Origin of the sequence: Xanthomonas sp. 4461 (assembly GCF_024806475.1) — a bacterium.
GTDB lineage: Bacteria > Pseudomonadota > Gammaproteobacteria > Xanthomonadales > Xanthomonadaceae > Xanthomonas > Xanthomonas arboricola_F.
Genome location: NZ_JANTYV010000001.1, coordinates 694,889 through 721,583, shown reverse-complemented (window position 1 = coordinate 721,583; position 26,695 = coordinate 694,889). Strand labels below are relative to the sequence as shown.

General features: G+C 66.1%; 27 protein-coding genes. 8 read left to right on the top strand and 19 right to left on the bottom strand.

Annotation, left to right across the window (positions count from 1 at the left end; genetic code table 11):
* Positions 1 to 296: 296 nt before the first annotated feature.
* The 5 genes from FHY19_RS03015 to cydB all read left to right on the top strand — a co-directional run bounded on the left by FHY19_RS03015 (position 297) and on the right by cydB (position 7,887).
* Positions 297 to 1,238 carry a proline iminopeptidase-family hydrolase gene (locus FHY19_RS03015; protein ID WP_259151899.1) on the top strand — a complete coding sequence of 314 codons (942 nt, stop codon included), beginning with the start codon at positions 297 to 299 and terminating at the stop codon, positions 1,236 to 1,238.
* Positions 1,239 to 2,149: 911 nt separating this feature from the next.
* Positions 2,150 to 3,211, top strand: coding sequence for a pectate lyase (locus FHY19_RS03010; RefSeq protein ID WP_046964463.1), 1,062 nt, complete (start codon positions 2,150 to 2,152; stop codon positions 3,209 to 3,211).
* A 537-nt stretch (positions 3,212 to 3,748) separates the two neighbouring features.
* Positions 3,749 to 5,128 carry an amino acid permease gene (locus FHY19_RS03005; RefSeq protein WP_259161434.1) on the top strand — a complete coding sequence of 460 codons (1,380 nt, stop codon included), beginning with the start codon at positions 3,749 to 3,751 and terminating at the stop codon, positions 5,126 to 5,128.
* A gap of 345 nt (positions 5,129 to 5,473) precedes the next feature.
* Positions 5,474 to 6,871 carry a cytochrome ubiquinol oxidase subunit I gene (locus tag FHY19_RS03000; RefSeq protein ID WP_259161430.1) on the top strand — a complete coding sequence of 466 codons (1,398 nt, stop codon included), beginning with the start codon at positions 5,474 to 5,476 and terminating at the stop codon, positions 6,869 to 6,871.
* Entirely contained in the window at positions 6,871 to 7,887 is a 1,017-nt protein-coding gene (gene cydB / locus FHY19_RS02995; RefSeq protein WP_259161429.1) for a cytochrome d ubiquinol oxidase subunit II, read from the top strand. Before FHY19_RS03000 ends, cydB begins: the two co-directional genes overlap by 1 nt.
* Positions 7,888 to 8,052: 165 nt before the next feature.
* On the opposite strand, the gene FHY19_RS02990 is transcribed toward cydB, so the two are convergent.
* From FHY19_RS02990 to FHY19_RS02920, 15 genes are all read right to left on the bottom strand, one after another.
* Positions 8,053 to 8,892 (bottom strand): prolyl oligopeptidase family serine peptidase, encoded by an 840-nt coding sequence (locus tag FHY19_RS02990; protein ID WP_259161427.1) that lies wholly within the window; start codon positions 8,890 to 8,892, stop codon positions 8,053 to 8,055.
* 108 nt (positions 8,893 to 9,000) lie between these two features.
* Positions 9,001 to 10,362 carry a magnesium transporter gene (gene mgtE / locus FHY19_RS02985; RefSeq protein WP_005993208.1) on the bottom strand — a complete coding sequence of 454 codons (1,362 nt, stop codon included), beginning with the start codon at positions 10,360 to 10,362 and terminating at the stop codon, positions 9,001 to 9,003.
* A gap of 278 nt (positions 10,363 to 10,640) precedes the next feature.
* Positions 10,641 to 12,371, bottom strand: a complete 1,731-nt coding sequence (ptsP, locus tag FHY19_RS02980) for a phosphoenolpyruvate--protein phosphotransferase (RefSeq protein WP_259161421.1) — start codon at positions 12,369 to 12,371, stop codon at positions 10,641 to 10,643.
* A gap of 58 nt (positions 12,372 to 12,429) precedes the next feature.
* A complete protein-coding gene (locus FHY19_RS02975) occupies positions 12,430 to 12,699 on the bottom strand; it encodes an HPr family phosphocarrier protein (protein WP_039409292.1) in 270 nt (89 codons plus the stop codon).
* Positions 12,692 to 13,084 carry a PTS IIA component gene (locus FHY19_RS02970; protein WP_005993214.1) on the bottom strand — a complete coding sequence of 131 codons (393 nt, stop codon included), beginning with the start codon at positions 13,082 to 13,084 and terminating at the stop codon, positions 12,692 to 12,694. The genes FHY19_RS02975 and FHY19_RS02970 overlap by 8 nt, the downstream gene beginning before the upstream one ends.
* Before the next feature lie 524 nt (positions 13,085 to 13,608).
* The gene (gene rapZ, locus FHY19_RS02965) at positions 13,609 to 14,481 is read right to left on the bottom strand and encodes an RNase adapter RapZ (RefSeq protein ID WP_259161418.1); all 873 of its coding nucleotides are present in this window, start codon (positions 14,479 to 14,481) and stop codon (positions 13,609 to 13,611) included.
* A complete protein-coding gene (gene hprK, locus FHY19_RS02960; protein WP_016904610.1) occupies positions 14,478 to 15,428 on the bottom strand; it encodes an HPr(Ser) kinase/phosphatase in 951 nt (316 codons plus the stop codon). Before hprK ends, rapZ begins: the two co-directional genes overlap by 4 nt.
* On the bottom strand, positions 15,425 to 15,883 hold the full coding sequence (locus tag FHY19_RS02955; protein WP_259161417.1) for a PTS sugar transporter subunit IIA: 459 nt from the start codon (positions 15,881 to 15,883) through the stop codon (positions 15,425 to 15,427). The genes hprK and FHY19_RS02955 overlap by 4 nt, the downstream gene beginning before the upstream one ends.
* A gap of 21 nt (positions 15,884 to 15,904) precedes the next feature.
* Complete coding sequence (gene raiA / locus FHY19_RS02950) at positions 15,905 to 16,222, bottom strand: ribosome-associated translation inhibitor RaiA (protein ID WP_006451270.1); 318 nt, start codon at positions 16,220 to 16,222, stop codon at positions 15,905 to 15,907.
* Positions 16,223 to 16,309: 87 nt separating this feature from the next.
* A complete protein-coding gene (locus tag FHY19_RS02945; RefSeq protein WP_259151871.1) occupies positions 16,310 to 17,749 on the bottom strand; it encodes an RNA polymerase factor sigma-54 in 1,440 nt (479 codons plus the stop codon).
* 40 nt (positions 17,750 to 17,789) lie between these two features.
* Positions 17,790 to 18,509, bottom strand: coding sequence for an LPS export ABC transporter ATP-binding protein (gene lptB, locus FHY19_RS02940; RefSeq protein WP_259151870.1), 720 nt, complete (start codon positions 18,507 to 18,509; stop codon positions 17,790 to 17,792).
* Positions 18,509 to 19,072 (bottom strand): lipopolysaccharide transport periplasmic protein LptA, encoded by a 564-nt coding sequence (lptA, locus tag FHY19_RS02935; RefSeq protein ID WP_259161416.1) that lies wholly within the window; start codon positions 19,070 to 19,072, stop codon positions 18,509 to 18,511. Before lptA ends, lptB begins: the two co-directional genes overlap by 1 nt.
* Positions 19,050 to 19,625, bottom strand: coding sequence for an LPS export ABC transporter periplasmic protein LptC (gene lptC / locus FHY19_RS02930; RefSeq protein ID WP_259161412.1), 576 nt, complete (start codon positions 19,623 to 19,625; stop codon positions 19,050 to 19,052). Before lptC ends, lptA begins: the two co-directional genes overlap by 23 nt.
* Positions 19,622 to 20,170, bottom strand: a complete 549-nt coding sequence (locus FHY19_RS02925) for an HAD hydrolase family protein (RefSeq protein WP_259161411.1) — start codon at positions 20,168 to 20,170, stop codon at positions 19,622 to 19,624. The genes lptC and FHY19_RS02925 overlap by 4 nt, the downstream gene beginning before the upstream one ends.
* A gap of 47 nt (positions 20,171 to 20,217) precedes the next feature.
* Positions 20,218 to 21,219, bottom strand: coding sequence for a KpsF/GutQ family sugar-phosphate isomerase (locus FHY19_RS02920; protein WP_259161410.1), 1,002 nt, complete (start codon positions 21,217 to 21,219; stop codon positions 20,218 to 20,220).
* A 53-nt stretch (positions 21,220 to 21,272) separates the two neighbouring features.
* On the opposite strand from FHY19_RS02920, the gene FHY19_RS02915 reads away from it, so the two are divergent.
* The 3 genes from FHY19_RS02915 (at position 21,273) to FHY19_RS02905 (ending at position 23,349) form a co-directional block, all read left to right on the top strand.
* The gene (locus FHY19_RS02915) at positions 21,273 to 21,500 is read left to right on the top strand and encodes a BolA family protein (RefSeq protein WP_259161409.1); all 228 of its coding nucleotides are present in this window, start codon (positions 21,273 to 21,275) and stop codon (positions 21,498 to 21,500) included.
* Positions 21,501 to 21,754: 254 nt separating this feature from the next.
* Positions 21,755 to 23,029 (top strand): UDP-N-acetylglucosamine 1-carboxyvinyltransferase, encoded by a 1,275-nt coding sequence (gene murA, locus FHY19_RS02910; protein WP_259161408.1) that lies wholly within the window; start codon positions 21,755 to 21,757, stop codon positions 23,027 to 23,029.
* On the top strand, positions 23,026 to 23,349 hold the full coding sequence (locus FHY19_RS02905) for an EF-hand domain-containing protein (protein ID WP_259151862.1): 324 nt from the start codon (positions 23,026 to 23,028) through the stop codon (positions 23,347 to 23,349). The genes murA and FHY19_RS02905 overlap by 4 nt, the downstream gene beginning before the upstream one ends.
* Before the next feature lie 491 nt (positions 23,350 to 23,840).
* Here the strand turns inward: FHY19_RS02905 and FHY19_RS02900 are convergent, their stop codons facing one another.
* From FHY19_RS02900 to FHY19_RS02885, 4 genes are all read right to left on the bottom strand, one after another.
* A complete protein-coding gene (locus tag FHY19_RS02900; RefSeq protein WP_259151860.1) occupies positions 23,841 to 24,524 on the bottom strand; it encodes a DUF3108 domain-containing protein in 684 nt (227 codons plus the stop codon).
* 2 nt (positions 24,525 to 24,526) lie between these two features.
* The gene (locus FHY19_RS02895) at positions 24,527 to 25,339 is read right to left on the bottom strand and encodes a DUF3108 domain-containing protein (protein ID WP_259161407.1); all 813 of its coding nucleotides are present in this window, start codon (positions 25,337 to 25,339) and stop codon (positions 24,527 to 24,529) included.
* Positions 25,340 to 25,404: 65 nt separating this feature from the next.
* Positions 25,405 to 26,073 (bottom strand): phosphoribosylglycinamide formyltransferase, encoded by a 669-nt coding sequence (purN, locus tag FHY19_RS02890; RefSeq protein WP_259161406.1) that lies wholly within the window; start codon positions 26,071 to 26,073, stop codon positions 25,405 to 25,407.
* A complete protein-coding gene (locus FHY19_RS02885) occupies positions 26,060 to 26,677 on the bottom strand; it encodes a DUF2238 domain-containing protein (protein ID WP_259163880.1) in 618 nt (205 codons plus the stop codon). Before FHY19_RS02885 ends, purN begins: the two co-directional genes overlap by 14 nt.
* Positions 26,678 to 26,695 lie beyond the last annotated feature (18 nt).

The window sequence follows — 26,695 nt, the reverse complement described above, 5'->3', positions numbered from 1 at the left end:
GAGGGTGGGCAGGGCCTACGCGCTGCAGTGCAGCGATGGCCTTGAGAGAAGGCCCTTCCGTTGCAGGCCGCGGAAGGTGCAGTGAGGCAGCCGATAGTCGCCGACCCTGAACACCGGGTTTGCGATTGGTCAGCACAATCACCTGTGCGGTCAGGCGTTGATCCGCCGCCTGTCTGACGCATAAGCGATGAATGCGGAGGCCTGCAAACCGCTGCAAACCTGTGAGATTTGCCAGTTAACCCAGGCGCGGCTGCCCGCTAGTCTCGGCGCTCATCATTGCCGAGCAGGCGCAGGTCATGCAGTCCACCGAGGGGTACGTCCAATTCCGCGGCTATCGCACCTGGTACCGGATCAGCGGCGACCTGCGCAGCGATGCCTGTCCGCTGGTGGTGGTGCACGGGGGGCCTGGTTGCACGCATGACTATGTCGACAGCTTCAAGGATCTGGCCGGCAACGGCCGTGCGGTGATTCATTACGATCAACTGGGCAATGGCCGCTCCACCCATCTTCCCAACGCGGGTGCCGCGTTCTGGACGGTCGGGCTGTTTCTGGACGAATTGCAGGCGCTGATCGAGCACTTGGGCCTGGCGCAATACGCCCTGCTGGGCCAGTCGTGGGGCGGAATGCTGGCGGCCGAACATGCGGTGCGTCGGCCAAGCGGGTTGCGTGCGCTGGTCATCGCCAATTCGCCGGCGTCGATGGGCTTGTGGCGTGCCGCAGCGCTGCGCCTGCGCGCCGGCCTGCCCGAGCAGGTACAGGCCGCGCTGGAAGAACACGAGGCGGCCGGTACGCTGGATCATCCGGCCTATCGCGCGGCCAGCGACGTGTTCTACGCGCAGCATGTGTGCCGGCTGGTTCCGTGGCCTGACGAGGTGGCGCGCACCTTCGCCGCCATCGATGCCGACCCGACGGTGTATCACGCCATGAACGGGCCGACCGAATTCCACGTGGTGGGCAGCCTGCGCAACTGGAGCATCATCGAGCGGCTGCACCGCATCATGGCGCCCACGCTGGTGCTGTCGGGCAAGTACGACGAAGCCACGCCGGAAACCGTTGAGCCCTACGCGCGTCTGATTCCCGATGCGCGCTGGCATGTGTTCGCCAACTCCAGCCATATGCCGCACGTGGAAGAACGCGCTGCCTGCATGCGTCTGGTCGGCGATTTTCTCGATGACCACACGCCCTGGCCGGGCGGCGAGCTGGCGCATGCGTCGGGGTTGGTCGATCGCGCCTTGTGAGGTGCGGCCCCGGTTGGAGGCGCTGATCTGTTGCGTTGCGGTTTGGTGGTCGTCGCGCTGGTTCCTGGTGACCCTCGGAACCACGCGCATTGCTGTCTTGAAGGCGTAGTGCACCGTGCAGGCAGCCCGTGGCCCGGGAGCGCCGCAGCAGCACCGCTCGGCCATATGTCGATCGCGTGAATCGATGATGTGCGATTGCGCTGCTCGATCGATACGCTGCCGGCCGCATTAGTCCAGGTTCCAACCGGGTTGCGCACCCGCCGTGTCATGCTGGCGGCCGCGATCCACGCACTGCTGGCCGCGCGCACGCGCGCTTCTCGCGCTGGCTGAGTCAGCCTGGTATCGCCAGGCGCCGCGGTTGATCCGACGCTGCGCGGCTTGCGTAGTCGTGTCGTCGGTATTTGCCGCAGCGAGCCGTGTCGGCGGCAATCGTGCGTCACTTCAGCGCTGCACCTGCAGGTGCGATGCGTCGATGCTGCATGGACTCCTCTCTCTGCCGCACTGCACAGCACGGATGTGGCGCCGTGCCGCTACCGCCTTGCTGCGGTGTGCGATGTGCGGTGTCGCACTGCAACACCGGTTCGAATCAACGCGTCGATTCAACGCAACCGCATCGTCGTCAGTGCCTGACGCCGCGACTGCCGTGCATAGCCTGCGCGTCGCCATCAACTGGACGTTGTCGATCACGTATGCACGGCATGCGCAGCAGTGTCCTGTCCTGCGTGTCTCTTGCTGTCTCTTTTGCATGTCCTGCAAAGAGAACACCGTGGTGCGTCAAACTTTCAAAGATGGATAATTGTTTTATGTTTTAAGTCGCGCGAAGAATGCGGCCCCCACGCACTGCTTTGCCGACGTCGTTGCCATCACGCAGACGTCGCGCATTGCCTATCGTCTTCTTTGGGAGAGGCTGCATGACCAGCAAGATGCTCCAGGGCGCACTCGCGCTCGCACTGTCCGCCTGCGCTGCAAGCGCCATCGCCGGCCCGGTCGGGTACGGCGCCGCCACCACCGGCGGCGGCAACAAGACCCCCGTCAACGTGGCCACCTTCGAAGCGATGCAGGCTGCCATCGACAGTTATTCCGGCAGTGGCGGACTGGTACTCAACTACACCGGCAAGTTCGACTTCGGCACCATCAAGGACGTCTGCGCGCAGTGGAAGCTGCCGGCCAAGACCGTGCAGATCAAGAACAAGAGCGATGTCACCATCAGGGGGGCGAACGGCTCGGCGGCGAACTTCGGTGTGCGCGTGGTGGGCAACGCGCATAACGTGATCATCCAGAACATGACCATCGGCTTGCTGCAAGGCGGCGAAGATGCCGATTCGATTTCGCTGGAAGGCAATTCCAGTGGCGAACCGTCCAAGATCTGGGTCGACCACAACACCGTGTTCGCCTCATTGACCAAGTGCTCCGGCGCCGGCGATGCCTCGTTCGATGGTGGCATCGACATGAAGAAGGGCGTGCATCACGTCACCGTGTCCTACAACTACGTGTACAACTACCAGAAGGTCGCGCTCAACGGCTACAGTGACAGCGACACCAAGAACTCGGCCGCCCGCACCACCTATCACCACAACCGCTTCGAAAACGTGGACTCGCGCGTGCCGTTGCAGCGGCGCGGGCTGAGCCATATCTACAACAACTACTTCAACAACGTCAGCACCTCGGGCATCAATGTGCGCATGGGCGGCGTGGCCAAGATCGAGTCCAATTACTTCGAGAACATCAAGAACCCGGTGACCTCGCGCGACAGCAGCGAGATCGGCTACTGGGACCTGATCAACAACTACGTGGGCAGCGGCATCACCTGGGGTACGCCGGATGGCAGCAAGCCCTACGCCAATGCCACCAACTGGGTCAGCTCCAAGGTGTTCCCGGAATCGCTGGGCTACATCTATACCGTCACGCCGGCCGCGCAGGTCAAGGCCAAGGTGATCGCCACCGCAGGGGCAGGCAAGAATCTGGCCGAGTAAGCGTCCGCGCAGTATTGCATCCACAGATCCCCGGCAATGCCGGGGATTTTTTATGTGCAGCGAGGTCGCCGGCCACGTCTTTTACGCATGTCTGACCTGGCGGTGCTCCGCAGCGACGTGCCGTCTGGACGAAGAAGGGATGATGACGGCCGCGTCGCGCCGCCTGCTTGGCCCGGATGGCGTGCGGACATTTCTGCGGCTCGTGATAGTGCGCGATGGGCAGGCCGCGCTCGATGCAAGCACATCCCGGGCCAGGGCGCCACGTTGCAGCGCCGTCTGCAGGCCGATCAGCGCGCGGTGCTGGCTTGGCAGGGCCAACACCGCCGTCGGCGCTTCTGCTGCTGCGGTGAGTGTGCACTGCAGCATGACTCGCGCTCGTCGTGCAGCGGCACGGTCTTGGGCCATTGCCTCGGAGCGGAGGGCTCGCTGCCGACGGCAGGGCCATACCTTCAGCCTGGCGCAGGCGTCTTCGTCAAGAGGCGCGGCGGGCGTCATGACGCGGTATCGTGTCGCGTTACCACCTTCCCGATTCCGTCCATGTCGCTTCCGACCGATCCTGTTGCTGAGACCGCTGCGCCTGCCTTGCGCCATGCCTTGAAACCGCGGCAGTTGATGATGATGGGCCTGGGCACGGCAATCGGCGCCGGGTTGTTTCTGGGCTCGGGGGTGGGCATCCATGCGGCCGGCCCGGCGGTGTTGGTGTCCTACCTGATTGCCGGCGCGCTGGTGATCATCGTGATGAACGCGCTCGGCGAGATGGCTGCGGCCAAGCCCGCCAGCGGCGCGTTCTCGGTGTACGCGGCCGATGCGATGGGGCCGACCGCCGGCGCAACCGTCGGCTGGCTGTGGTGGCTGCAGATCGTGGTGGTGATCGCCGCCGAGGCGGTGGGCGCGGCGAGCCTGTTGGCGACGGTGTGGCCGGCGTTGCCGGTGCCGATGCTGGCGTCGATCTTCATGGCCACCTTCACCGTGATCAACCTGCTGGGCGTGCGCAATTTCGGCGAGTTCGAATTCTGGTTCGCCATCCTCAAGGTGGTCGCCATCGTGATCTTCCTGTTGATCGGCTGCGCGTTGCTGGCCGGTTTGCTGCCGGGCGTGGTATCGCCGGGGCTGTCCAATTTCACCCAGCACGGCGGGTTCGCGCCCAAGGGCCTGGCCGGCGTGGGCACCGCGTTGCTGGTGGTGGTGTTCGCGTTTGGCGGCACCGAGATCGTGGCGGTGGCGGCGGCCGAAACCGCCGATCCCGGGCGCAGCCTGGCGCGCACCATCCGCACCGTGGCCTGGCGCATCCTGGTGTTCTATATCGGCTCGATCAGCGTCATCGTGGCGGTGGTGCCGTGGACCAGCGCCGCGCTGAGTTCGCCGTTCGCGGCGGTGCTGGACGTGGCGCGGATTCCCGGCGCGGCCACCGGTATCACGCTGGTGGCAGTGGTGGCGTTGTTGTCGGCGCTCAACGCCAATCTTTACGGTGCCTCGCGCATGATCTTCTCGTTGGCCCAGCGCGGTGAGGCGCCGCGCTGGCTGAGCAACACCAGCCGCCAGCAAGTGCCGCTGGTGGCGGTGATCGCCAGCGTGCTGTTCGGTTTTGCCGCAGCGGTGCTGGAATTGCTGTACCCGGGCAAGGTGCTGCCGATGCTACTCAATATCGTGGGTGCCACCTGCCTGCTGGTGTGGACCATCTCGCTGCTGTCGCAGTTGATCCTGCGCGCGCGCGCCGACCGTGCCGGTATCGCCTTGCCGTTCCGCATGCGTGGGTATCCGGTGTTGACGCTGCTGGCGTTGGCGATCCTGGCGGTGATCTTCGCGCTGCTGGCGTCTTCTGCCGACACCCGCGCGCAATTCCTGTCGATGGTGGGGCTCACGGCCGGCATCGCGCTGATCAGCGAGCTGGCGCGGCGGATGCGTCACCGGCAGTAAGCGACCGCAGCGCTACGCAGGAGTGCGCTTGCGCGCGACAGCGCATCGCCGGTAGAGCTCATCGCGCGCAGGCGCGCTGCTACGCACGCTGGGCGCCTGATTGCCTGGCGCGGCCGGAAGACTATGTAGGTGTCGCAGGCTGGAAAGTGGCATCGGGCGGTAGCGCAAGCGCGACTTTTTGCCGCAGATGCGACGCCGTGTCGCATCGGGAACGGACGCGAGCGTCACTACCATTGCGGTGTGGCGCGACAGCGTTGCGGTAATGCTCCCCGACGGCGCAAATCGTCGGGGCTCGCTCGCCGCTTCGCTGGCGTAGCTGCCTTCCTCTTTCCTGGAGCACTCTCCATGGACGCCCTGCTGCTGTCGCGTCTCCAGTTCGGATTCGTCATCGCCTTCCACGTGCTGTTTCCAGCCTTCACCATCGGGCTGTCCAGCCTGTTGGCCTTCCTGGAATGGCGTTGGTTGCGAACGCGCCAGCCGGTCTGGCGCGAGCTGTATTTCTTCTGGCAGAAGATCTTCGCCGTGTCGTTCGGCATGGGTGTGGTCAGCGGCATCGTGATGGCCTTCCAGTTCGGCGCCAACTGGCCGGAGCTGAGCCGCATTGCGGGCGGGGTGATCGGGCCGCTGCTGAGCTACGAAGTGCTCACCGCCTTCTTTCTCGAAGCCAGTTTCCTGGGCGTGATGATGTTTGGCTGGGGGCGCATTTCCGAGCGCCTGCACTTCTTTGCCACTTGCATGGTGGCGCTGGGCACGCTGTTTTCCACGTTCTGGATCCTCTCCTCCAACAGCTGGTTGCAGACGCCGGCCGGCTACGAGGTGGTCGACGGCATCGTGCACCCGGTCGACTGGTTGAAGATCATCTTCAATCCTTCATTCCCGTATCGGCTCGCGCACATGGCGCTGGGCTCGTTCATCACCACCTGTTTCGCGGTGGGTGCGGTGGGCGCGTGGTATCTGCATCGGGGCGTGCACCGCGAGTCCGGCCTGCGCATGCTCAAACTGGCGGTGGTGTTTGCGGCCATCACCGTGCCGCTGCAGATCTTCGTCGGCGACATGCATGGCTTGAATACGCTCAAGCATCAGCCGATGAAGATCGCGGCGATGGAAGCGCACTGGCACGCCGAAGAACCGGGCAAGGGATTTCCGCTGGTGGTGTTTGCGGTGCCCAATGCGCAGGCCGCGCGTAACGACTACGAGGTGGCGATTCCGCGCCTGGGCAGCCTGATTCTGACCCACAGCCTGGACGGCAACATCGCGCCGCTGACCTCGGTGCCAGCGGCCGACCGCCCGCCGGTGACGCCGGTGTTCTTCGCCTTCCGCATCATGGTGGGGATCGGCTCGCTGATGCTGCTGGTGGCCTGGGTGTCGGCGTTCGCGTTGTGGCGCGGCACGCTGGTGCAGTGGCGCTGGTTGCTGGCCACCTGGCGCTGGATGCTGCCGAGTGGCTTCATTGCGCTGATTTCCGGCTGGTTCGTTACCGAAATGGGCCGCCAGCCGTATGTGGTCTACGGGCTGCTGCGCACTGCCGACGCCGTGGGTCCGCAGTCGGCGCTGATGACCGCCATCTCGTTGTCGGTGTACGTGGCCGGCTATGCGTTCGTGTTCGGCTGGGGCATCTGGTACCTGGTCAAGATCGGCAAGATCGGGCCGACGCCGCACGATGCGCCGCAGCTGGACCACGGCGAACACACACCCGCACGGCCGCTGTCTGCAGCCGACGAAACGATCGATGGAGCTGCGTGATGGACATGACGACCTTCCTGCCCGTGGCCTGGTTCGCAGTGATCGGCTTCGGGGTGCTGATGTACGTGGTGCTGGACGGCTTTGTGCTCGGCATCGGCATCCTGGCGCCGTTTCGCAGCGACGAGGCACAGCTGGACCTGATGATGAACACCGCCGCGCCGATCTGGGACGGCAACGAAACCTGGCTGGTGCTGGGCGGGGCAGGGTTGTTGGCGGCGTTTCCCAAGGCGTACGCGGTGATCCTGTCGGCGCTGTACCTGCCGGTATTGCTGATGGTGATGGCGCTGGTGTTCCGCGGCGTGGCGTTCGAGTTCCGCTTCAAGGCGCAGCGTTCGCGGCGGTTATGGAGCAATGCGTTTGCTGCCGGCTCGATCCTGGCCACCTTCGCGCAAGGGGTGATCCTGGGCGCGCTGGTGCAGGGCCTGCCGATCGAGAACGACCGCTATGTCGGCGGGATCTGGGGCTGGTTCAGCCCGTTCGCGATGCTGACCGGCGCGGCCCTGGTGTTCGGTTATGCGCTGCTCGGCAGCACCTGGTTGATCCTCAAGACCGAAGGCCATGTGCACGCGCTTGCGCGTCAGTTGAGCCGGCCATTGACCCTCAGCGTACTGGTCTTCATCGGCCTGGTCAGCGCGTGGCTGCCATCGCTGCAATCGCATGTGATGGATCGCTGGTTCAACGACGCCCATTACCTGTGGCTGATGCCGGTGCCGGTACTGGTTGCGGTGGTGGGCCATGCGCTATGGCGCTCGACCGCGCCGGGGCGAGCGGACACGGCGCCGTTCCTGCTGGCGATGGGCCTGTTCGTCCTCGGGTTCCTGGGCCTGGTGCTGGGCATGTGGCCGTATCTGGTGCCGCCGGTATACACCATCTGGCAGGCGGCCGCGCCGCCGTCCTCGCAACTGTTCGCGTTGGTGGGGTTGGTGATGTTGTTGCCGCTGATCCTGGGCTACACGGTATGGTCGTACCGGGTGTTCCGCGGCAAGATCACCGCCGAGACCGGCTACCACCATTGATGGCAGCGGTTGTCGCGTCGCGTGCTGCGCCGGTCGAACCCAGCGGCAGGCGCAGCGTGCGATGACCCCGGACAAGTGCCGGCATGATCACGGCCGGGCTTCGCCTTCGCTGCGGCGCCCCCCGGCGCGGCCGAGCGCGCGGGGGGCGCGCCCACCGCAATACGCTCAGCGCAGGCGCTGCTTGAACATCCACTCCCACATCGCCGGGTCCGCATAGGTCACGTCCCAGACGTTGTGGTTGCCTTCGGGATACTCGCTGTAGCGCAGGTTGGCGCCCACGCCCTTTGCGGCGCGGTACAGCGCGCGATCGTCGTGCGGTGGAACGGAAGTGTCCTTGGCCCCATGAAACGTCCAGATCGGCACGTGCTTGAGCTGGGTGACCGCTGCCGTGTACGGGTCGGCTTCCTTGGCGACCAGGCTGACATACAGCGTGCGGCGCTCGTCGCGTGGCGCCTTGAGCGCGCCGCAGACCGGCACGATCGCGGCAAATCGCTGCGGCTGCATCAGCCCGATTTCCCACGCGCCATAGCCGCCCATCGAAATGCCGGTAAGGTAGGTGCGTTGCGGGTCGGCAGCGAACTCGACGCTGGCCGCATCCAGCGCGGCGATCGCCATGCGTGCATTGACGCCCAGCCATTCCTCGTCGTCGGGCACCTGCGGCAATACCACCAGCGCCGGGAAGTCGGCGGTGTGTTCGCTGAGGTAGGGGCCGACGCCGACCTCGGCCTGATCGCGCCCGTTGTCGCCGCGCTCGCCCGAGCCGTGCAGGAACAGCACGATCGGCCGTGGCTGCGGCGTCTTGGCGGCCGGCACGAACACCTGGTAGCGGTATAGCCGGCCCTCCAGCTGCAGGGTGCGGGCGACGAAATGGCCGCGCCGCCCTTCGTGCTGGCGCTCAGCCATGCTGGAACAACCGGCAAGCACCAGCGCAAGAATTCCAAACAAGACGCAACGAACGATCACGCAGCACTCCCCATCGATCACCAGGCTGCAGTATCGCCGCATGCAGGTGCGCTGGCACGTCGCGGTGCGGCGGGAGATGTGGATGCGTCATGCGGCCCTTCATTCCTGGTGGCGCATGCACTGCACGTGCATGCGGCCGGGCGCACGCGCTCACGGCATCAGGATCAATGTGGCCAGGCCCAGGAAGCTCAAAAAGCCCATCACGTCGGTCAGCGTGGTCAGGATCACGCCGCCGGCCAGGGCCGGGTCGAAGCCCAGCCGTTTGAGCGTCACCGGTACCAGGACGCCGCCGAAGGCAGCGGTGAGCATGTTCAAGGTCAGCGCAGTGCCGATCACCAGCGACAGCATCGGCTGGCCGAACCAGGCCAGTACGATCAGCCCAAGCCCCACGCCCAGACACAGCCCGTTGATCAGCGCAACGGTGAGCTCCTTCTTGAGCAGGGTCATCACGTTGGACGAGCCGATCTGCCCCAGCGCCAGGCCGCGCACCATCAGCGCCAGCACCTGGGTGCCGGCGTTGCCGCCCATGCCGGCCACGATCGGCATCAATGCCGCCAGCGCCACCAGTTTTTCGATGGTGCCTTCGAAACGGCTGACCACGCTGGAGGCCAGAAACGCGGTGCACAGGTTGATGCCCAGCCAGATCAGCCGGCGACGGAACGCGCGCCGCGCCGGGCTGAACATGTCCTCGTCCTCGTCCAGGCCGGCTGCGCTCATGGCCTGGTGTTCGGCCTGTTCGCGGATGATGTCGACCACGTCGTCGATGGTGATGCGGCCGAGCAGGATGTTGTTGTCGTCCACCACCGGCGCGGAGATCCAGTCGTGGTCGGAGAAGCGCCGCGCGACTTCGTCGGAGCCATCGCCCACATCGATCGCCGGTTGCTCGTCGTCGATCAGCCGGTTGACCGGCGTGCTGTCTTCATGGGTAACCAGCGCGGCCAGCGATACCCGGCCCAGATACTGGTGGCGACGGCTCACCACATACAGGTGATCGGTGTGATCGGGCAGCTCGCCGCGCAGGCGCAGATAGCGCAGCACCACATCGACGTTGACGTCGGCGCGCACCGTCACCACGTCCGGGTTCATCAGGCGGCCGGCGGTGTCTTCCGGATACGACAGCACCTGCTCGAGGCGCTCGCGGTTCTCGCGGTCCATCGACTTGAGCACTTCGTCGATGACGGTGTCGGGCAGGTCTTCGACCAGGTTGGCCAGATCGTCGATGTCCAGATCTTCGACCGCGGCGACGATCTCGTCGGTGTCCATGTCGGCCAGCAGGCTTTCGCGCACTTCATCGCCGACGTGCAGCAGCACTTCGCCGTCGTCTTCCGGGTCGACCAGGCCCCACACCACTTCGCGCTTGCCGGGCGGCAGCGATTCGAGCAGGTTGCCGATCTCCGCCGGCGCCAGCGTGTTGACCAGCCGGCGTACCGGCCCTAAGCGTCCGCTATCCAGCGCGTCGGACAGCAATCGCAGCTGGCGCGCAGTCTTGTCGTGGCGGACGGCTTCGGCCATGCGCGGCTCCCCGGAAGAGTGGACGCGCCGTCAGTGGAAGACGCGGTGCTGGATCAGCACCGCATTATCGCTTGCGCATGGTGACGAAACATACAGCGGCGTGACCAGGCGCATGCGGATTGCCGAAGCGATGCCGGATGCACCTTGCATCAGTGAGCCTATTGCGCGGGAGCTTGCCGCAGCGGACGAACGACGTGGAGCGTGTGCAAGCTGCCATGCGTGGCCGACTCTGCGTGTCGCCGTACGCGTTGCATCCTGGCGATCAGTCGCCTGTGGCGCTAACGCAATACGGCCTGCGCATTGCAGGCCAGCCACTTCTCGATGCCCTTGCGGTCGCGGGCACGCAGCAGTTTTTCGCCCTGTACGCGCAACTCGGCCAGATGGATGTCGCGGACCGCGCGGCGCACCTCCAGCAAGGTGGCCGGATGCAGGCTGAATTCGGTCAGCCCCAACGCCAGCAGCATCGGCACGAAGCGCGGGTCGCCGGCAATCTCGCCGCACACTGCCACCGGCTTGGCGTAGGCGCGCCCGGTGGCGATCACCTGCGCGATCAGCCGCAACACCGCCGGATGCAATGGCGAATACAACTCGCCCAGCGCCTCGTTGTTGCGATCCACCGCCAGCAGGTACTGCACCAGATCGTTGGTACCGATCGACAGGAAGTCGATGTCGTCGATAAAGCAATCCAGCGCCAGCGCCGCAGCAGGCACTTCGATCATCGCGCCCAGCGGAATGTGCTCGGCAATCTCGTGGCCTTCGTCGCGCAGCTGCGCGGTGAGCTTTTTCAGCTGTTTGCGCAGCAACAGGATTTCTTCGCGGCCGCTGACCATCGGCACCAGGATGCGCACCGGCCCATAGCCGGATGCGCGCAGGATCGCGCGCAACTGCGCCTGCGCCACCGCAGGCCGCGCCAGCGACAGCCGCACGCCGCGCAACCCCAGCGCCGGGTTGTCTTCGTCGCTCAAGGTCAGGCCGGTGCGGTCGGCCTTGTCGGCGCCAAGATCCAGCGTGCGGATGGTCACCGGGCGGCCGCTCATGCCCAGCACGGTGGCGCGGTAGGTGTGGAACTGTTCGTCTTCGTCCGGCAGCTCGTTGCGCTGCAGGAACAGGAATTCGGTGCGATACAGCCCCAGACCGCTGGCGCCCAGCGCATGCGCACGCGCCACGTCTTCCAGCGACTCGGCATTGGCCAGCAGGGTGATATCGACGTTGTCGCGGGTGCGCGTGGGCTTGGAGCGCAGTCGCCCGAGTTCGCGCTGTTCCTTGGCCAGCGCACGCAGGCGCTCGCGGTAGTCGCGCAGATGCTCGGGCGTGGGATCGACGATGACCTGGCCGGAACCGGCATCGACGATCAACACATCGCCATCGTCGATCCGCTGCACCGCATCGCTGACCCCGACCACCAGCGGCAGATGCAGGCTGCGCGCCAGGATCGCGCTGTGCGACAGCGCGCTGCCGGCGGTGGTGACGATGCCGACCACACCTTGCGCCTGCAGCTGCGCCAGCTCGGACGGCGCCACGTTGTCGCAGACCAGGATTTCGCCAGCCACGCCCTTGAGGTCGGGTGCACGCTTGTGCAAGAACGCATGGATGCGGCCGATCACGTGATCCAGATCGTCCATGCGGCTCTTGAGATAGGCGTCTTCCATGCCATCGAACACTGCCGCCAGCCGGTCGCGCTGCACGCGCAGGGCATAGTCGGCGCTGTAGCGGTGGGTGCGGATCAACTCGTCCAGGCCTTGCAGCAGCTCCGGGTCGTCGAGCAGCAGCGCATGCAGTTCGAGGAACTCGCCGACCTCGCGCGCCAGCGCGCCATGCAGGCGGTCGCGCAGCTGCTGCATCTCGGTGCGTGCCGCCTCGATCGCCACGTGCAGACGCTGCAGCTGCGTTTCCACCTGGTTGGCGGGCACGCGTTGTTCGGCCACTTCCAGCGTATGGCTCTGGCGCACGCGCGCGCGTCCGAGCGCATTGCCGCGCGAGGCGCCATGTCCGCGCAGGCGCAGACTCATGCGCCTGCCTGGCGCAGCGGCGCCGTGTCGGTCGCACTGGCACCGACGCCGCGCATGCTCAGCTGTCCTCGTCGAAACGACGCTCGAACAACTCCACCAACGCCTGCAAGGCCTGCGCTTCGTCTTCGCCATCCAGCCTTACCACCACGCTGGTGCCTTGACCTGCGGCCAGCAACATCACGCCCATGATGCTCTTGGCATTCACCTCGCGGCCCTTGGCCGCCAGCGTGGCGTTGCTGCGATAGGACGACAGCGTCTGCACCAGCTTGGCGGTTGCCCGCGCATGCAGTCCGAGTCGGTTGGACACAATGAGTTCGCGTTCAAGCATCGTCGATGATCGCTCCGTTGCGGGTACCGGCCGCCGCGGTGGCGGGCAGCTCCTGCAAACCTTGTTCGGGATAATTCATCACCCGCAGCAGCATCGGCAGGCTCAGCGCGGACACCCGACGGACCGGCGTGCCAAGCTTGGCCAACCGGCTGGCGAGATTGCTGGGGCTTGCGCCATACAGGTCGGTCATGACCAGCACGCCGTCGCCGCTGTCGACCCGGCGCATCGCCGCCGAGGCCTGGGGCAGCAATGCGTCCAGGTCTGCATCGAACGGCACATCGAATGCTTCGGTCTTCAACGGCAAATGCCGCAACAGCCCCGTCGCCACGTTCAACAACGCTGCGCCGATGCCGGGATGAGTAATGAGGAGAATGCCACAGGCCATGCCGAAACGTTAACAGGTCGGCATGACCGCGCGATAGCGTTTGCCTGCACCGCTGCGTTGCGAACTGAATAGCCGTTTAGGACCGCGGCAATCGGGCGTATGCGCGGCGCGCAGCAGGCGCGGTGTAGCGGATATGACGCATGATCCGTGACGCGCATCAGCTCGCTGCCGGACGCAGCGCAAGCGACCGCTGCAGTTCGCACCCCGCAGCCGCACACACGTCCAGATGCAGCGAAGGTCTGCGGACGTCAAAGGCGCATACGCGTGTCGAAGCGGTTCAACCTGCGTTACCGCATCAAGCCAGCGAAGCCGCAACAAAGCGCGCCAGATACATCCAGTCCCGCGATCAACCCCGGCCAAGCCCAGGCAATGCGCACCCCGGCAAACGCATCCTTACACACCAGCCAAACCACGCACGTTCCAGCACGCAGGACCCCGCCGTTACGAATCCCCAATCCCGAATCCCCAATCCCCAATCCCCAATCCCCAATCCCCAATCCCCAATCCCCAATCCCAGCCCCAACTCAATCCTGCTCCCGATGAAACGTCGCCACTTCCGGCCAGCCCTGTTCGCGCGCATGCCGCGCCATGCGTTCGGCCATGTAGACCGAGCGATGCTTGCCGCCGGTGCAGCCGAAGGCGATGGTCACGTAGCTGCGGGTGTCGTTGCGGAGCCGCGGCAGCCAGGTATCGAGCAGATCCACGATTTGCGCGATGTAGCGCTGCACGTCCGCCTGGTTGTCCAGATAGTCGCGCACGCCGGCATCGCGGCCGGTCAGCGGGCGCAGCTCCGGGTCCCAGTGCGGGTTGGGCAGCACGCGCGCATCGAACACGAAATCGGCCTCCGCCGGGACGCCGCGCTTGTAGGCGAAGGATTCGAACAGCAGCGACAGCCGGTCGTTTGAGCCCAGCGCGAATTCGGTGACCACGCGGCGACGCAACTGGTGCACGTTGAGCGTGCTGGTATCGATGATGGCATCGGCCTGCGCGCGCAGCGGCTCGGTCAACTGGCGCTCGCGGGTGATCGCCTCCGGCAAGGCCAGGCCGAGATGACTCAGCGGATGACGGCGGCGGGTATCGGCATAGCGTTTGATCAGCGCTTCATCGCTGGCTTCGAAAAACAGCAGCCGCGCTTCGATGCCGTATTCCTGCGCCGCCAGGCGCCATTGCGCCAGCTGGGTCAGGTCGCTGCGGCTGCGCACGTCGATGCCTACCGCCAGGCGTTGGTCGCCGATCGGGTTGCCACGCAGGCGGCTCTTGACGAAGTCCGGCAGCAGCTCCACCGGCAGATTGTCCGAGCAGTAGTAGTCCAGGTCCTCGAAGGTCTTCAGCGCAACCGATTTGCCCGAGCCGGACAGCCCGCTCACGATCATCAGCGTGGAGGGCGCGGTACTCATGGCGTGCGTCGCTCCAGCAGGTTGCTGTGGCGGGCGATGAACATCGCCGCCGGGTCGATGCCCTTGGTGCGCAGGATATGCAGCCGCGTGGCGGCCTCGGTCAGCACCGCCAGGTTGCGGCCGGGCATCACCGGCAGGGTGATCAGCGGCACGTCCAGGTCCAGCACATGCCGGCTGCCGGAATCGCCGGTCAGGCGCTCGTAGCCGGACGGCGTGGGCTCGGTCATCGGCCGGGTCAGGTGCACGATCAGGCGCAGATACTTGTTCTTCTTCACCGCAGTGTCGCCGAACATGTCGCGCACGTTCAACACGCCCAGGCCGCGCACTTCCAGCAGGTCCTGCAGCAGTTCCGGGCAGGTGCCGTCGAGCACGTCGGGCGCGATCTGGGTGAACTCCGGTGCGTCGTCGGCCACCAGGCGGTGACCGCGGCTGAGCAGTTCCAGCGCCAGCTCGCTCTTGCCCGAGCCGGCCTCGCCGGTGATCAGCACGCCGATCGAATAGATCTCCATGAACACGCCGTGCAGCGTGACCCGCGGCGCCAGCGTGCGCGCCAGATGGTAGGAGAGATGGTTGAGCAGCTCATGGCCGCGCTTTGGCGAGATCCACAGCGGGGTGTTGGATTCGTCTGCGGCCGCGCGCAGGTCTTCCGGGCAGGACTGGTTCTTGCTGATCGCCAGCGCCAGCGGCTGCACCTGGATGATCTTCTCGATGGTTTCCCAGCGCTGGCGCGCGTCCAGCGAGTCGAGCCAGGCCAGCTCCTCGGTGCCCAGGATCTGTACCTTGTTGGGATAGATCACGTTGAGGTAGCCGGCCAGCGACGGGCGGCGCGCATTGTTGCTGCCGGCCTCGATCTCGCGGTGCTCGCCCTTCTGCCCGGCGACCCAGCGCAGCGCCAGCTTGTCGCGCTGCTGGTCGAACAGTTCGCGTGCGGTGATGCTGGTATTCATGCCGCGCTGGCCTGTGGTGGCGGGGCGTCGGTGAGCAGCGCCATCAAGGCGTCCGCATCGGGGGCGGCGCGCAACTGCTGACGAAACTGCGCATCGGAAAACCGTTCGGCCAGCTCCGACAGCAGCATCAGGTGCTGGTGGGTGTAGTGCGCAGGCACCGCCATCGCGAAGATCAGGTCCACCGGCTCATCGCCACCGAAGGCTACCGGCGCATCCAGCCGCAGCAAGGCGCCACGTGGCTCGGTGAGATTGGGGCAGCGGCCATGCGGAATGGCGATGCCGTGGCCGATGGCGGTGCTGCCCAGGGCCTCGCGTTCGCACAGGTTGGCGTAGAGCTCGTCGGCGCCGGCCTGACGGCAGGACAGCAGGGCGGCGGCGGTATGCAGGACGGTGTCGCGATCGGCGGCCGGCGACACCACGGTGCGCACGGCCGCCATCAGATCGGTTAAGGGCATGAGGGCATCAAGCGGGAAGCGTCATGCGAGATTGTCGCGCACCTCGCGTGCATGGTGGTTACATTTCTTTTCCTTGTGCTTGAGCACCAGGCGGTCGAGCTTGTCGACCAGCAAGTCGATGGCCGCGTACATGGTGGAGCCGCTGGCGTCTGCGTGCAGGGTGCGACCGGGAAGGTTGACGGTGGCGACCACGTGATGGTCTGGCTTGCGGACGGCCAGCTGGGTTCGGACTTCACAGTGCTGGTCGAAATGGCGCTGCAGTCGCTGCAGCTTGCTTGCCACGTACTCCCGCAGCGCGGGGGTCACTTCAAGCTGGTGGCCATACGTCTCGATGCGCATCGGATACCTCCATTGGTCGGTGGGCCAATGAACCGTTCCGGTGATCCGACAAACCCGGCACAGGCCGGCGTTGCGGTGGTTGCAACGTCAGGCGATGCGTACGCGTTCGTGGGAGGCGGAAATGTTCATGGCCTCACGATACTTCGCAACGGTGCGCCGCGCCACTGGTACGCCGGAAGTTTTCAGCAGATCCGCCAACTTGGCGTCCGACAAGGGTTTACGGGGGTTTTCTGCATCGATCAGGCGCCGGATCATGGCCTGGATGGCGGTGCTGGAGGCCTCGCCGCCGCTATCGGTGTCGATGCCGGAGGCGAAAAACGAGCGCAGCGCGATGGTGCCGCGCGGGGTGCGTACGTATTTGCGGGCGATCGCGCGGGAGATGGTGGATTCGTGCAGGCCGAGCTCGCCGGCGATCTCGCGCAGGGTCAGCGGGCGCAAGGCCTGCGCACCGAATTCCAGAAACCCGGCCTGGTGCTGCAACAGGCAGCGCACCACCCGCAGCAGGGTCTCGCCGCGCGCCTCCAGGCTCTTGAGCAGCCAGCGCGCCTCCTGCAGCTGGCCGCGCAGGTAGCCGGCGTCGGATTCGCCGCAGCTGCGGATCAGGTTCTCGTAGCCGCGGTGGATGGTGACCTTGGGCTGGGCACGACCGGCCAGCGAGGCCCGCCACACGCCACGCTGGCGCCAGATCACGCAGTCGGGCACCACATAGGTGTCCTGCGACAGGTCGCCGATCTGCTTGCCCGGGCGCGGGTCCAGCGAGCGCACCAGTTGCACGGCCTGTTCGACATCGGCGGCGGAGCGCTTGAGTTCGTGCGCCAGGCCGGCCACGCCGCTGCGCGGCAGGCGCTCCAGCGGGCCGGCGACGATCTGCAGCGCCAGCTCGCGCCCCGGAGTGGCCGGGTCGAGTACCGCCAACTGCAGTGCCAGGCATTCGCCAAGAGTGCGCGCACCCACGCCGACCGGGTCGAAGCGCTGGATCTGGTGCAGCACGGTCAGGACTTCGGCTTCGTCCACCGCTGTGCCGAGCGCCAGGGTTTCGAGGATGGCCGACAGCGGTTCGCGCAGGTAGCCGTCTTCGTCCAGCGCATCGATCAACAGCGCGCCGATCTGGCGGTCGCGTGGCGACAGCGGCGACAGGTGCAGCTGCCACAGCAGGTGATCGGCCAGCGTTTCCGATTCGGCCACGCGCTCGGCGGCATCGCCGGACTCGTCGTCGTCGAAGCTGCCGCCGCTGCCCGAGCCGGTCCACTGCAACTCGTCCTGCGACCAGTCGTCGTCGCGCTCGGCCGGGGCCGGTTCCTCGCGCTGGGGTTCCTCGCTGGACGAGGACGGCGAGGATTCCACCGCTGTGTCGCCGGCGGCATGTGCGGCCTCGTCGGCCCATTCCAGCAGCGGGTTGGTCTCCACCGCTTCGGCGATTTCCAGTTCCAGCTCGGTCGTGGACATCTGCAATAGCTTGATCGCCTGACGCAATTGCGGCGTCATGACCAGCTGCTGTCCTAGCGATGTCTGAAGCCGGGCTTTCATGCGGGCACTGACTGGAAGAATCGATGGCGCGGCGACGCGCTCAAAGGCGGAAAGTTTCCCCCAGATACACGCGACGGACGTCGGGATTGGCTAGCAGCGCGTCCGGTGCCCCCTGCGCCAGCACGCCCCCCTCGGCGAGGATATACGCGCGGTCGCAGATTCCCAAGGTCTCGCGCACGTTGTGATCGGTGATGAGCACGCCGATGCCGCGTTCCTTGAGGTGAATGATGATGCGCTGGATCTCGCCGACCGAAATCGGATCGACGCCGGCGAAGGGTTCGTCGAGCAGCATCATGCGCGGCTTGGCCGCCAGCGCGCGCGCGATCTCGCAGCGGCGCCGCTCGCCACCGGAGAGGCTGGCGCCGAGCTGGTCGGCCACATGGGTGATCTGCAGTTCTTCGAGCAGCGACACCAGTTCCTTCTCGCGGCCAGCGTTGTCCAGTTCCTCGCGCAGTTCCAGCACCAGGCGGATGTTGTCGGCCACGCTGAGCTTGCGGAAGATCGACGGCTCCTGCGGCAGATATCCCACGCCGAGCTTGGCGCGGGCGTACATCGGCTCGGCGGTGAGGTCGCGGCCGTCCAGTTCGATACGCCCGGCATCGGCTTCGACCAGACCGACGATCATGTAGAAGCAGGTCGTCTTGCCGGCGCCGTTGGGGCCGAGCAGGCCGACCACTTCGCCGGCCTCGAGCGTGAGGCCGAATTCCTTGACTACTTCGCGTTGCTTGTATTTCTTGCGCAGACCGGTGGCGACCAGCATTACTTCTTCCCCTGCGGCTTGGCCGCGGCGGGCTTGGCGGCTGGTGCCGGAGCAGGCGTTGCCACCGCAGGCGCCGCGTTCTTGGGCTGGATGATGGTGCGCACGCGGCTGCCGTCGCCGCCGCTCTGCATGTTGCCGGTCTTGGTGTTGTAGACCATGCGCTGGCCGGCGTTGGTGCCCTTGGGCGAGTCGACCTTGTAGTTGCCGGTCAGGATGATGATCTCGTCGGCCACCTTGTATTCGATGTTGTCGGCCTGGCCGTTCATCATCGCGCCGTCGTCCATCTGCTGCTTGAGCGTGGCCTGCTTGCCGGTGAGCACCACGCGGTCGGTCTGGCCGTTCTTCTGGAAGATGTCGGCGGTATCGGCGTGGATTTCCAGCGTGCCCTGGGTGATGACCACATTGCCGCTGAAGCGGCACTTGCCGCTGTCGTCAAGCATGTTGCAGTCGTTGGCATTGGAGTCGATCGCCATCGGCTGATTGCGGTCGCTGGTCTTGGCCATCGCCATGACAGGCAACAGCAGCGCGGCAAACGCCAGTTTAGCGGGCAGCATTCGGTTCATAGCGGGTCTTGACCTGAGAGAGGAGCTTGTACTGGCGCGATTTGAGATCGGCTTCGAAGCCGACCCCGCTTTGCATGATACCCGGCCGGCTCATGGTTACCGGAGCAGCGGTCTTGGCGAGGTTCTGCTGCGGAAACACGTCCAGGCTCTGGGTACGGAACGTGGTCGGTGGGGTCGCGCCGCCGGTGGGGCTGTCGCCTTCGACATCGCCGCGCAGGCGCAGTTCGTCGCCCTTGGGGCTGACCCAGCCGGTCTTGGCGCGCAACGTCCAGGGCTGGTTGGCGTTGTCGGGCAGCAGGAACACCGGCGTGGTGATGTCGGAGGTCTGGTCGGCGCGGTTGCGGTGCATCTCCGGCGCGCGCAGCGTCATCGATTCCTTGCCGGTCTGCTTGTCCAGTGCGATCAGTTCGAAGTCGCGCAGCACGTAGTCGGCCTTCGACTCATCCACCACGGCCGCGACCGGGCGTGCGCGCTGCTGCCATGCCGACCAGCCGGAGATGACGGCGGCGGCAAACAGCACCACGCCCAGGGTGGTACGCCAGTTCACGCTCATGCGGAAAACCTTTCGATGATGCCCTCGACCTGGCCTTGCGCGGCCAGCACCACATCGCAGACCTCGCGGGCGGCGCCTTCGCCGCCACGGGCCTGGGTGTGCCACTGCACGCGCTCGGCGATCCAGGGGTGCGCGTTGGCCGGCGCGACCGGCAGGCCGACCGCCAGCAGCGCCGGCAGATCGGGCAGGTCGTCGCCCATGAACAGCACCTGGTCCAACGACAGGCCGTGCTCCTGGCACAAGGCCAGCACTGCCAGGCGCTTGTTCTTGACCCCGATCTGCACGTGCAGGCCCAGATCCTGGCCGCGCTTTTCCGCCGACAGGCTGGCGCGCGCGGTGATCAGCGCGACATGGATGCCTGCGTATTCGAGCTGCTTGAGGCCCTGGCCGTCGAGCACGTTGAACGCCTTGCTCTCGTTGCCGGCATGGTCGTAGTACAGGCGCCCGTCGGTCAGGGTGCCGTCGACGTCGAAACAGGCCAGGCGGATACGCGCGGCGCGTTCGATCAGCTCGGCGGGGAGGTGCAGCAGGGGAGAGTAGGGCATCGGCACGAATCGGTGAGAACGGGGTTCCGCAGTGAAAACTGAACCTGTTAAACCACCTTGGCGCGCAACAGGTCGTGAATGTTCAGGGCGCCAACCGCGCGCTGCTGCGCGTCCACCACGATCAGGCCATTGATCTTGTAGTCCTCCATCAGCCGCGCGGCCTCGGCGGCCAGCTGGTCGGCGCCGATGGTGCGCGGGTTGCGCGTCATCACCTCGGCGATGCCGGCGCTGCGCACGTCGATATCGCTGTCCAGTGCACGGCGCAGGTCGCCATCGGTGAACAGGCCGATCAGGCGGCCGTCGTCGTCGACCACCGCGGTCATGCCCAGCCGTTTGCGGCTCATTTCCATCAGCGCCTGGCTCAGGCTGGCGTCGGCGCGCACGCTGGGCAGGTCATCGCCGCCGTGCATGACGTCGGTGATGTGCAGCAGCAGGCGGCGGCCCAGGCTGCCGGCCGGGTGCGAGCGGGCGAAGTCGTCGGCGGTGAAGCCGCGCGCGTCCAGCAGCGCCACCGCCAGCGCATCGCCCATCGCCAGCGAGGCGGTGGTGCTGGAGGTCGGCGCCAGATGCAACGGGCAGGCCTCGGCGGAGACGCTCACATCCAGATGCACGTCGGCGGCCTGGGCCAGCGACGAGTTCGGGCGCCCGGTCATGGCGATGATCGGGTTGCCCTGGCGCTTGAGCACCGGCAGCAGCATGCGCACCTCGTCCGATTCGCCGGAGTAGGACAGCGCCAGCACGATGTCGGCCTCGGTGATCATGCCCAGGTCGCCATGGCCGGCCTCGCCGGGGTGCACGAAGAACGCCGGCGTGCCGGTGGAGGCCAGGGTGGCGGCGATCTTGCGTGCGATGTGGCCGGATTTGCCCATTCCGGTGGCCACCACCCGCCCGCGGGAGGCCAGCACCAGCCGGCAGGCCGCGGCAAACGCGCTGCCGATGCGCGCGCCCACACTCGCCAAGGCTTCACGCTCGATCTCCAGCACGCGCTGGCCGCTGGCGACCAGGCTGGCGTCGCTGACGGTGGCGGTGGGCAGGTGCGAGACGGCCATACGGGACTCGGGTGAAGAGTAGAATGTGCGCTCATTTTATGAGGAAACACCCTGTGGACGCCGAAACCATCCGTAAACTCATCGAAACCGGCTTGCCCGAAGCCCGCGTCGACGTGCACGGCGACGACGGCGTGCACTTCGAGGCGACCGTGGTCAGCCCGGCCTTTGCCGGCAAGGCCCCGCTAGCGCGGCACCGCATGGTTTACGCCACCCTGGGCGATCTGATGGGCGGGGCGATCCACGCGCTGCAGCTGAGGACCCTGACGCCCGAGGAAGGCTGAGCGCAATCGCCGCGCTCGCCATCAGGCGGGCTGGGTCGGCGCGGCGCGCGGAGCAGGGTCGGTCAGCAGTAGGCACCTCATCGGCTCGACTGGCGTCGTCCACGCTCACGCAGTGACTGTGTCAAGCGCGTCCCTGGCCGTACCCGGCGCCGCTCGATCCCCCGGTTCCAACGCGCGCCGCGTGCACCACGGTCGATACGTCCCTCACTTCATTCCCCCGACATCCCTTCTACTTTCGGATTTCTCAGATTCCCATGGCAAAAATCGTAGTGACCGGCGGCCAAGCGCTGCACGGCGAAGTCAATATCTCCGGCGCCAAGAACGCAGTGCTGCCGATCCTGTGCGCCACCTTGCTGGCCGATGCGCCGGTTGAAATCAGCAACGTGCCGCACCTGCACGATGTAATCACCACGGTGAAGCTGCTCAGCGAGCTGGGCGCCGAGGTCACCATCGACGAAGGCACCCTGGCCAAGGGCCGCTCGATCCTGGTCGACCCGCGCTCGGTGACCCACCAGGTCGCGCCCTACGAGCTGGTCAAGACCATGCGCGCCTCGATCCTGGTACTGGGCCCGCTGCTGGCGCGCTACGGCACCGCCGAAGTGTCGCTGCCCGGCGGCTGCGCGATCGGCTCGCGCCCGGTCGACCAGCACATCAAGGGCCTGCAGGCATTGGGTGCAGAGATCAGCGTGGAAAACGGCTATATCAAGGCCACCAGCAACGGCCGCCTGAAGGGCGGGCGCTACGTGTTCGACATGGTCAGCGTTACCGGCACCGAAAACGTGCTGATGGCCGCGGTGCTGGCCGAAGGCACCACGGTGCTGGAAAACGCGGCGATGGAGCCGGAGGTCACCGACCTGGCCGACTGCCTGATCGCGCTCGGTGCGCAGATCGAAGGCGCCGGCACGCCGCGCATCGTGGTGCAGGGCGTGCAGCGTCTGGGCGGCGGGCACCATGCGGTGCTGCCGGATCGTATCGAAACCGGCACCTTCCTGGTCGCCGCGGCCATGACCGGCGGCAGCGTCACCGTGCGCCGCGCGCGCCCGGACACCCTGGATGCGGTGCTGGACAAGCTCACCGAGGCGGGTGCCACCATTACCACCACCGCCGACAGCGTCACCCTGGACATGCATGGCAAGCGCCCGCGCGCGGTCAACCTGACCACCGCGCCATACCCGGCGTTTCCCACCGACATGCAGGCGCAATTCATGGCGCTCAACTGCGTGGCTGATGGCGTGGGCGTGATCAACGAAACGATCTTCGAAAACCGCTTCATGCACGTCAATGAGCTGTTGCGGCTGGGCGCGGACATCCAGGTCGAAGGCCACACCGCCATCGTGCGCGGTGCCGAGCGTCTCAGCGGCGCGCCGGTGATGGCGACCGATCTGCGCGCCTCGGCCTCGTTGATCCTGGCCGGGCTGGTCGCCGACGGCGACACCACCATCGATCGCATCTACCACCTGGACCGTGGCTACGAAAACATCGAGGAGAAGCTGGGGGCGCTGGGCGCGACCATCCGGCGCACCGCATGATCCTGCGCGGACGCTTCACCACCCGTCGCAAGATCCTGCTGGGCGTGATCGTGCTGATCCTGGCGTGGCTGGCCTACGCCTGGTCGGTCGGCATGGCGATCACCCAGGGCGTCGAGTTCAAGGACATGGACTGGAACGGCGACGGCACCGCCAGCCGCGACGAGATCGCGCAGTCGTTCTATGCGGTGGCAGTGAAAAAGACCGTCGAAGGCAAGCGGCACTGCGATCTGTTCTATTGGCGCAGCAACGACGAGCAGATCCGCGTGGACTGCCGCACGGTGTTCAGCACTGGCGACGACAAGGCCGCAGCAAAGCCCTGAGGCATGAGGGGTTGGTGCGGATGGATCAGTCGGAGAGCGGCTGATCTGCGGCCTGGTTGCGGGGCCCTTGCCCGCCCACCAACGGGACACGCTGCAAGTACGCCCCTGTAAGCTCTTACGCGGCATCCATGCCGCGTAAGGTCCGTGACGGTAGGCGGGCAAGGACCGGTCGAGATGGTCGGTGTGCATGGTAAGAGCAGACACCGTGCCCTGCAGTTCTGACAAGCAAGCGTCCGCTAATCTCCTAACCCGAGCCGATCAACACGCAAGCCGATCAACGGACAAGCTTTTAAGCGAACAACCGACCAATTGTCTGGTGCGGTGTCCTCGCCGATCGCGGGACCGTGTGGCGGCATGGATGCCGCCACCGAGCCTACAGGGATGTACTTGCGGCGTGTCCCGCGAGCGGCGAGGGCACCGCGCCCTCGACCCACTGGCTCATCTAAAGCCTTGCGCCTTGGCGCGCTCTTAAAATGGCAGCTGCATCTCGCTCAGCGCAGCCCCTTGATGGTCAGATCCAGCGCATCCTGGCCTTTTTCCTTCTGCAGCAGGCGCGCCGGCACCGGCAGGTCCTTGACCACCCAGGCGATCAATTCCTTGTCGCCATCCACGCGCGAGACCTTGGTGGCCTGCTCCTGCTTGCCGTTGACGGTGATGGTTTCCTTGCCGACCACCTTGTAGCTCATCGGCTTGATGCGGCCTTCGTCCACCATGCGGTAGTTGAGCGGCTTGCCGGCAGCCAGATCGCGGGTGATCGCCAGGTTGATCAGCAACGCATCCATGTCGCCGGGCTGCAGCTTGACCGGGCCGCGACGGTCCGGCTTGATATCGCCGCCCCAGGTCGCCTGGCTGGTTTTCCAGTCGTAATTGGCGGTGACGTTGCGGCGCTTGACCATCATCGAAGAGCTATCGTTGCTGCTGACCGGGCGCAGCTGGCCATTGGCTTCCTCGAACACCGTGCTCTGGGTCAGGTTGGCCAATTGGTTCTGGATGGTCAGCGTGTAGCGCCATTGATTGGCGCCGGCCGCGGCCAGGGTCATGGTGCCGTTGGCCTGCATGCCCATGTAATTGGCGGAGTAATCAGCCTGGAACGGCTGCACGGCCAACGCCGGCAGGCTGGCCACGGCCAGTGCGGCGGCGGCGATCAAGGCGCTGGTGCGGGAGAGGGTTTTCATGGTCAGACTCCTTGGTATTCGACCAGGCGGAGATCGACCTGATCCTCACCTTTGTCACGTTGCAGGATGCGCACCGGGGTCGGAACTCCGTTGGCGATCCAGAGGATGGTTTCGTTGTCGCCGCTGTTGACGCGGTACACGCGCAACGCGTCGTAGCTCAGGTCACCGACCTGCACCACCTCGGTGGCATCGGCGGCCTTGTAATCGTATTTGCGCACCCGGCCCACATCGACATAGCGGTAGCTCAGGCTGCGGCCCGGCTGCGCGTCGCGCATCAGCGACAGATTCAGCGACAGCGCGCTTTGATCGCCGTGTTGCAGCGGGATGGGTTGCTGACGCTCTTCCTTCAGGTCGCCGTCCCATTGCGCGGTGCCGGCTTGCCAGTTGTAGACGCCGGTGACCTTCTTGCCGAAGAACATCGCCTTGCGCACGGTGCTCTGGCTCAACGGCACATAGGTGTCGCCATCGACGCGAAACACCGTGCTCTGTTCCAGGTTCAAGCCCAGGATGCTGGCGAAGCCCTTGCGGCCGCGCACCGACATGTCGATCCGCCACTGGCTTGCGTCGCCGTGGCTGACCTGCATGGTGGCATCGCCGGCCTCCTTGCCACGGTAGAACGCCTGGTAGGTCGCCACAAAAGGCTCCAGCGGCGGCGGCGTCCAGGTGCTTGCGGGCAGTGCGGCTGCAGCGGCAGGGGCAGCAGGCGTGGCAGGCGTGGCCATCGGGGGGGCGGCTGCCTGGTGCGCACGGCTCGGGTTGGCCTGGCAGAGCAGGGCCGTGGTCAACAGCGCGGCGGCGATCGGGAGGGCTTTCATGCGCTGGAGTTGAGGCACGGGGCCACAAGGATGTCCGAGACAGGATGAGGAGGGCGTATCCGCATTCAGGCGAATGCGGTGTCAGCGGACTCTAGTCGCAGTGGCGTAAACAGGCACTGACCGTCCACATGCACCGCATCGCCGTCCACCTGGAGGCGCCCGCTGGCCAGCAGGTCCAGCGTGGCGAGCAGCAGCAGGTGCTCGCGCGCCAGCACGCGGGCGGCCAGTTGCTCGGCGCTGTCGCCCGCAAGCACCGGCACGCGGGCCTGCGCGATCACGTTGCCGGCATCCAGTTCCGGCACCACCAGATGCACGCTGGCGCCGTGCTCGGTGTCGCCGGCCTCCAGCGCGCGCGCATGGGTGTGCAATCCGCGGTACTTGGGCAGCAGCGACGGGTGGATATTGAGCATGTGGCCGGCGAAGCGTCGCACCAACGGCTCGCCCAGGATGCGCATGTAGCCGGCGCAGATGACCCAGTCCGGTTGCACGGCGGCGATGGCATCGCCCAGCGCGGCGTCAAAGGCGTCGCGGTCGGCAAAGTCGCGTGGACTGGCGCTCCAGCGGTGCGCCGCGTCCACCTTGTGCAGTGCCGGTGCCTGCGGGCGATCGGAAAATACCCCGACCACCTCCGCGTGCAGGCGCCCGCTGTCGATTGCGTCAAGGATGGCCTGCAGATTGCTGCCGCGGCCGGAGGCCAGCACGGCCAGGCGCAGGCGCGGTTCAGTCGCGTGCATTGAACAATGTCCTCACCACGGGGTAGGCAGCCAGGCTGCCGAGGGTTGCCAGCAGCATGTCGGTATGCGCGTCCCAGGGGTCGCCCTGCTGGCCGTTATAGGCTTCGGCGGCCTGTGGTGACAGCAGCAGCGCAATGCCCCACTCGAACCACTCGTAGACCAGGCTGACGCACATGATGCTCATCACCGTCAGCGCGAAGATCTGCCGCAGCGTCAGGCGGGGCCATAGCCGTAGCGCCAGTTGCGCAATGGCCGGCGTGAAACACAGCCCGAACAGCAGATGGATCAGCCGGTCGAAATGATTGCGTGTCCAGCCGAACGTCGCGCTGGGCGAACAGTGCAGCAGCTGCATGCTCCATTGCTCGTAAGGCACGTTGGAATACAGCCATCGCGCGCCGACGCAGTGCAAGGCGATAAACACGCAGATTGCCACGAACGCGGCGTTTTCCAGTGGCCAGCGACGATCGGCCCACACTAGCGCGAACAACCCGAGCACCGTCAGTGAGCTGTGCAAGGCCTGTTCGACCGGCCACAGCGGCGCGATCCAGCTCGCCAGGAACACTGCGATGGTGACGATCAACGCAGCCGATTTGGCGCGGCGCAGGGCCCTGATGATCACGTC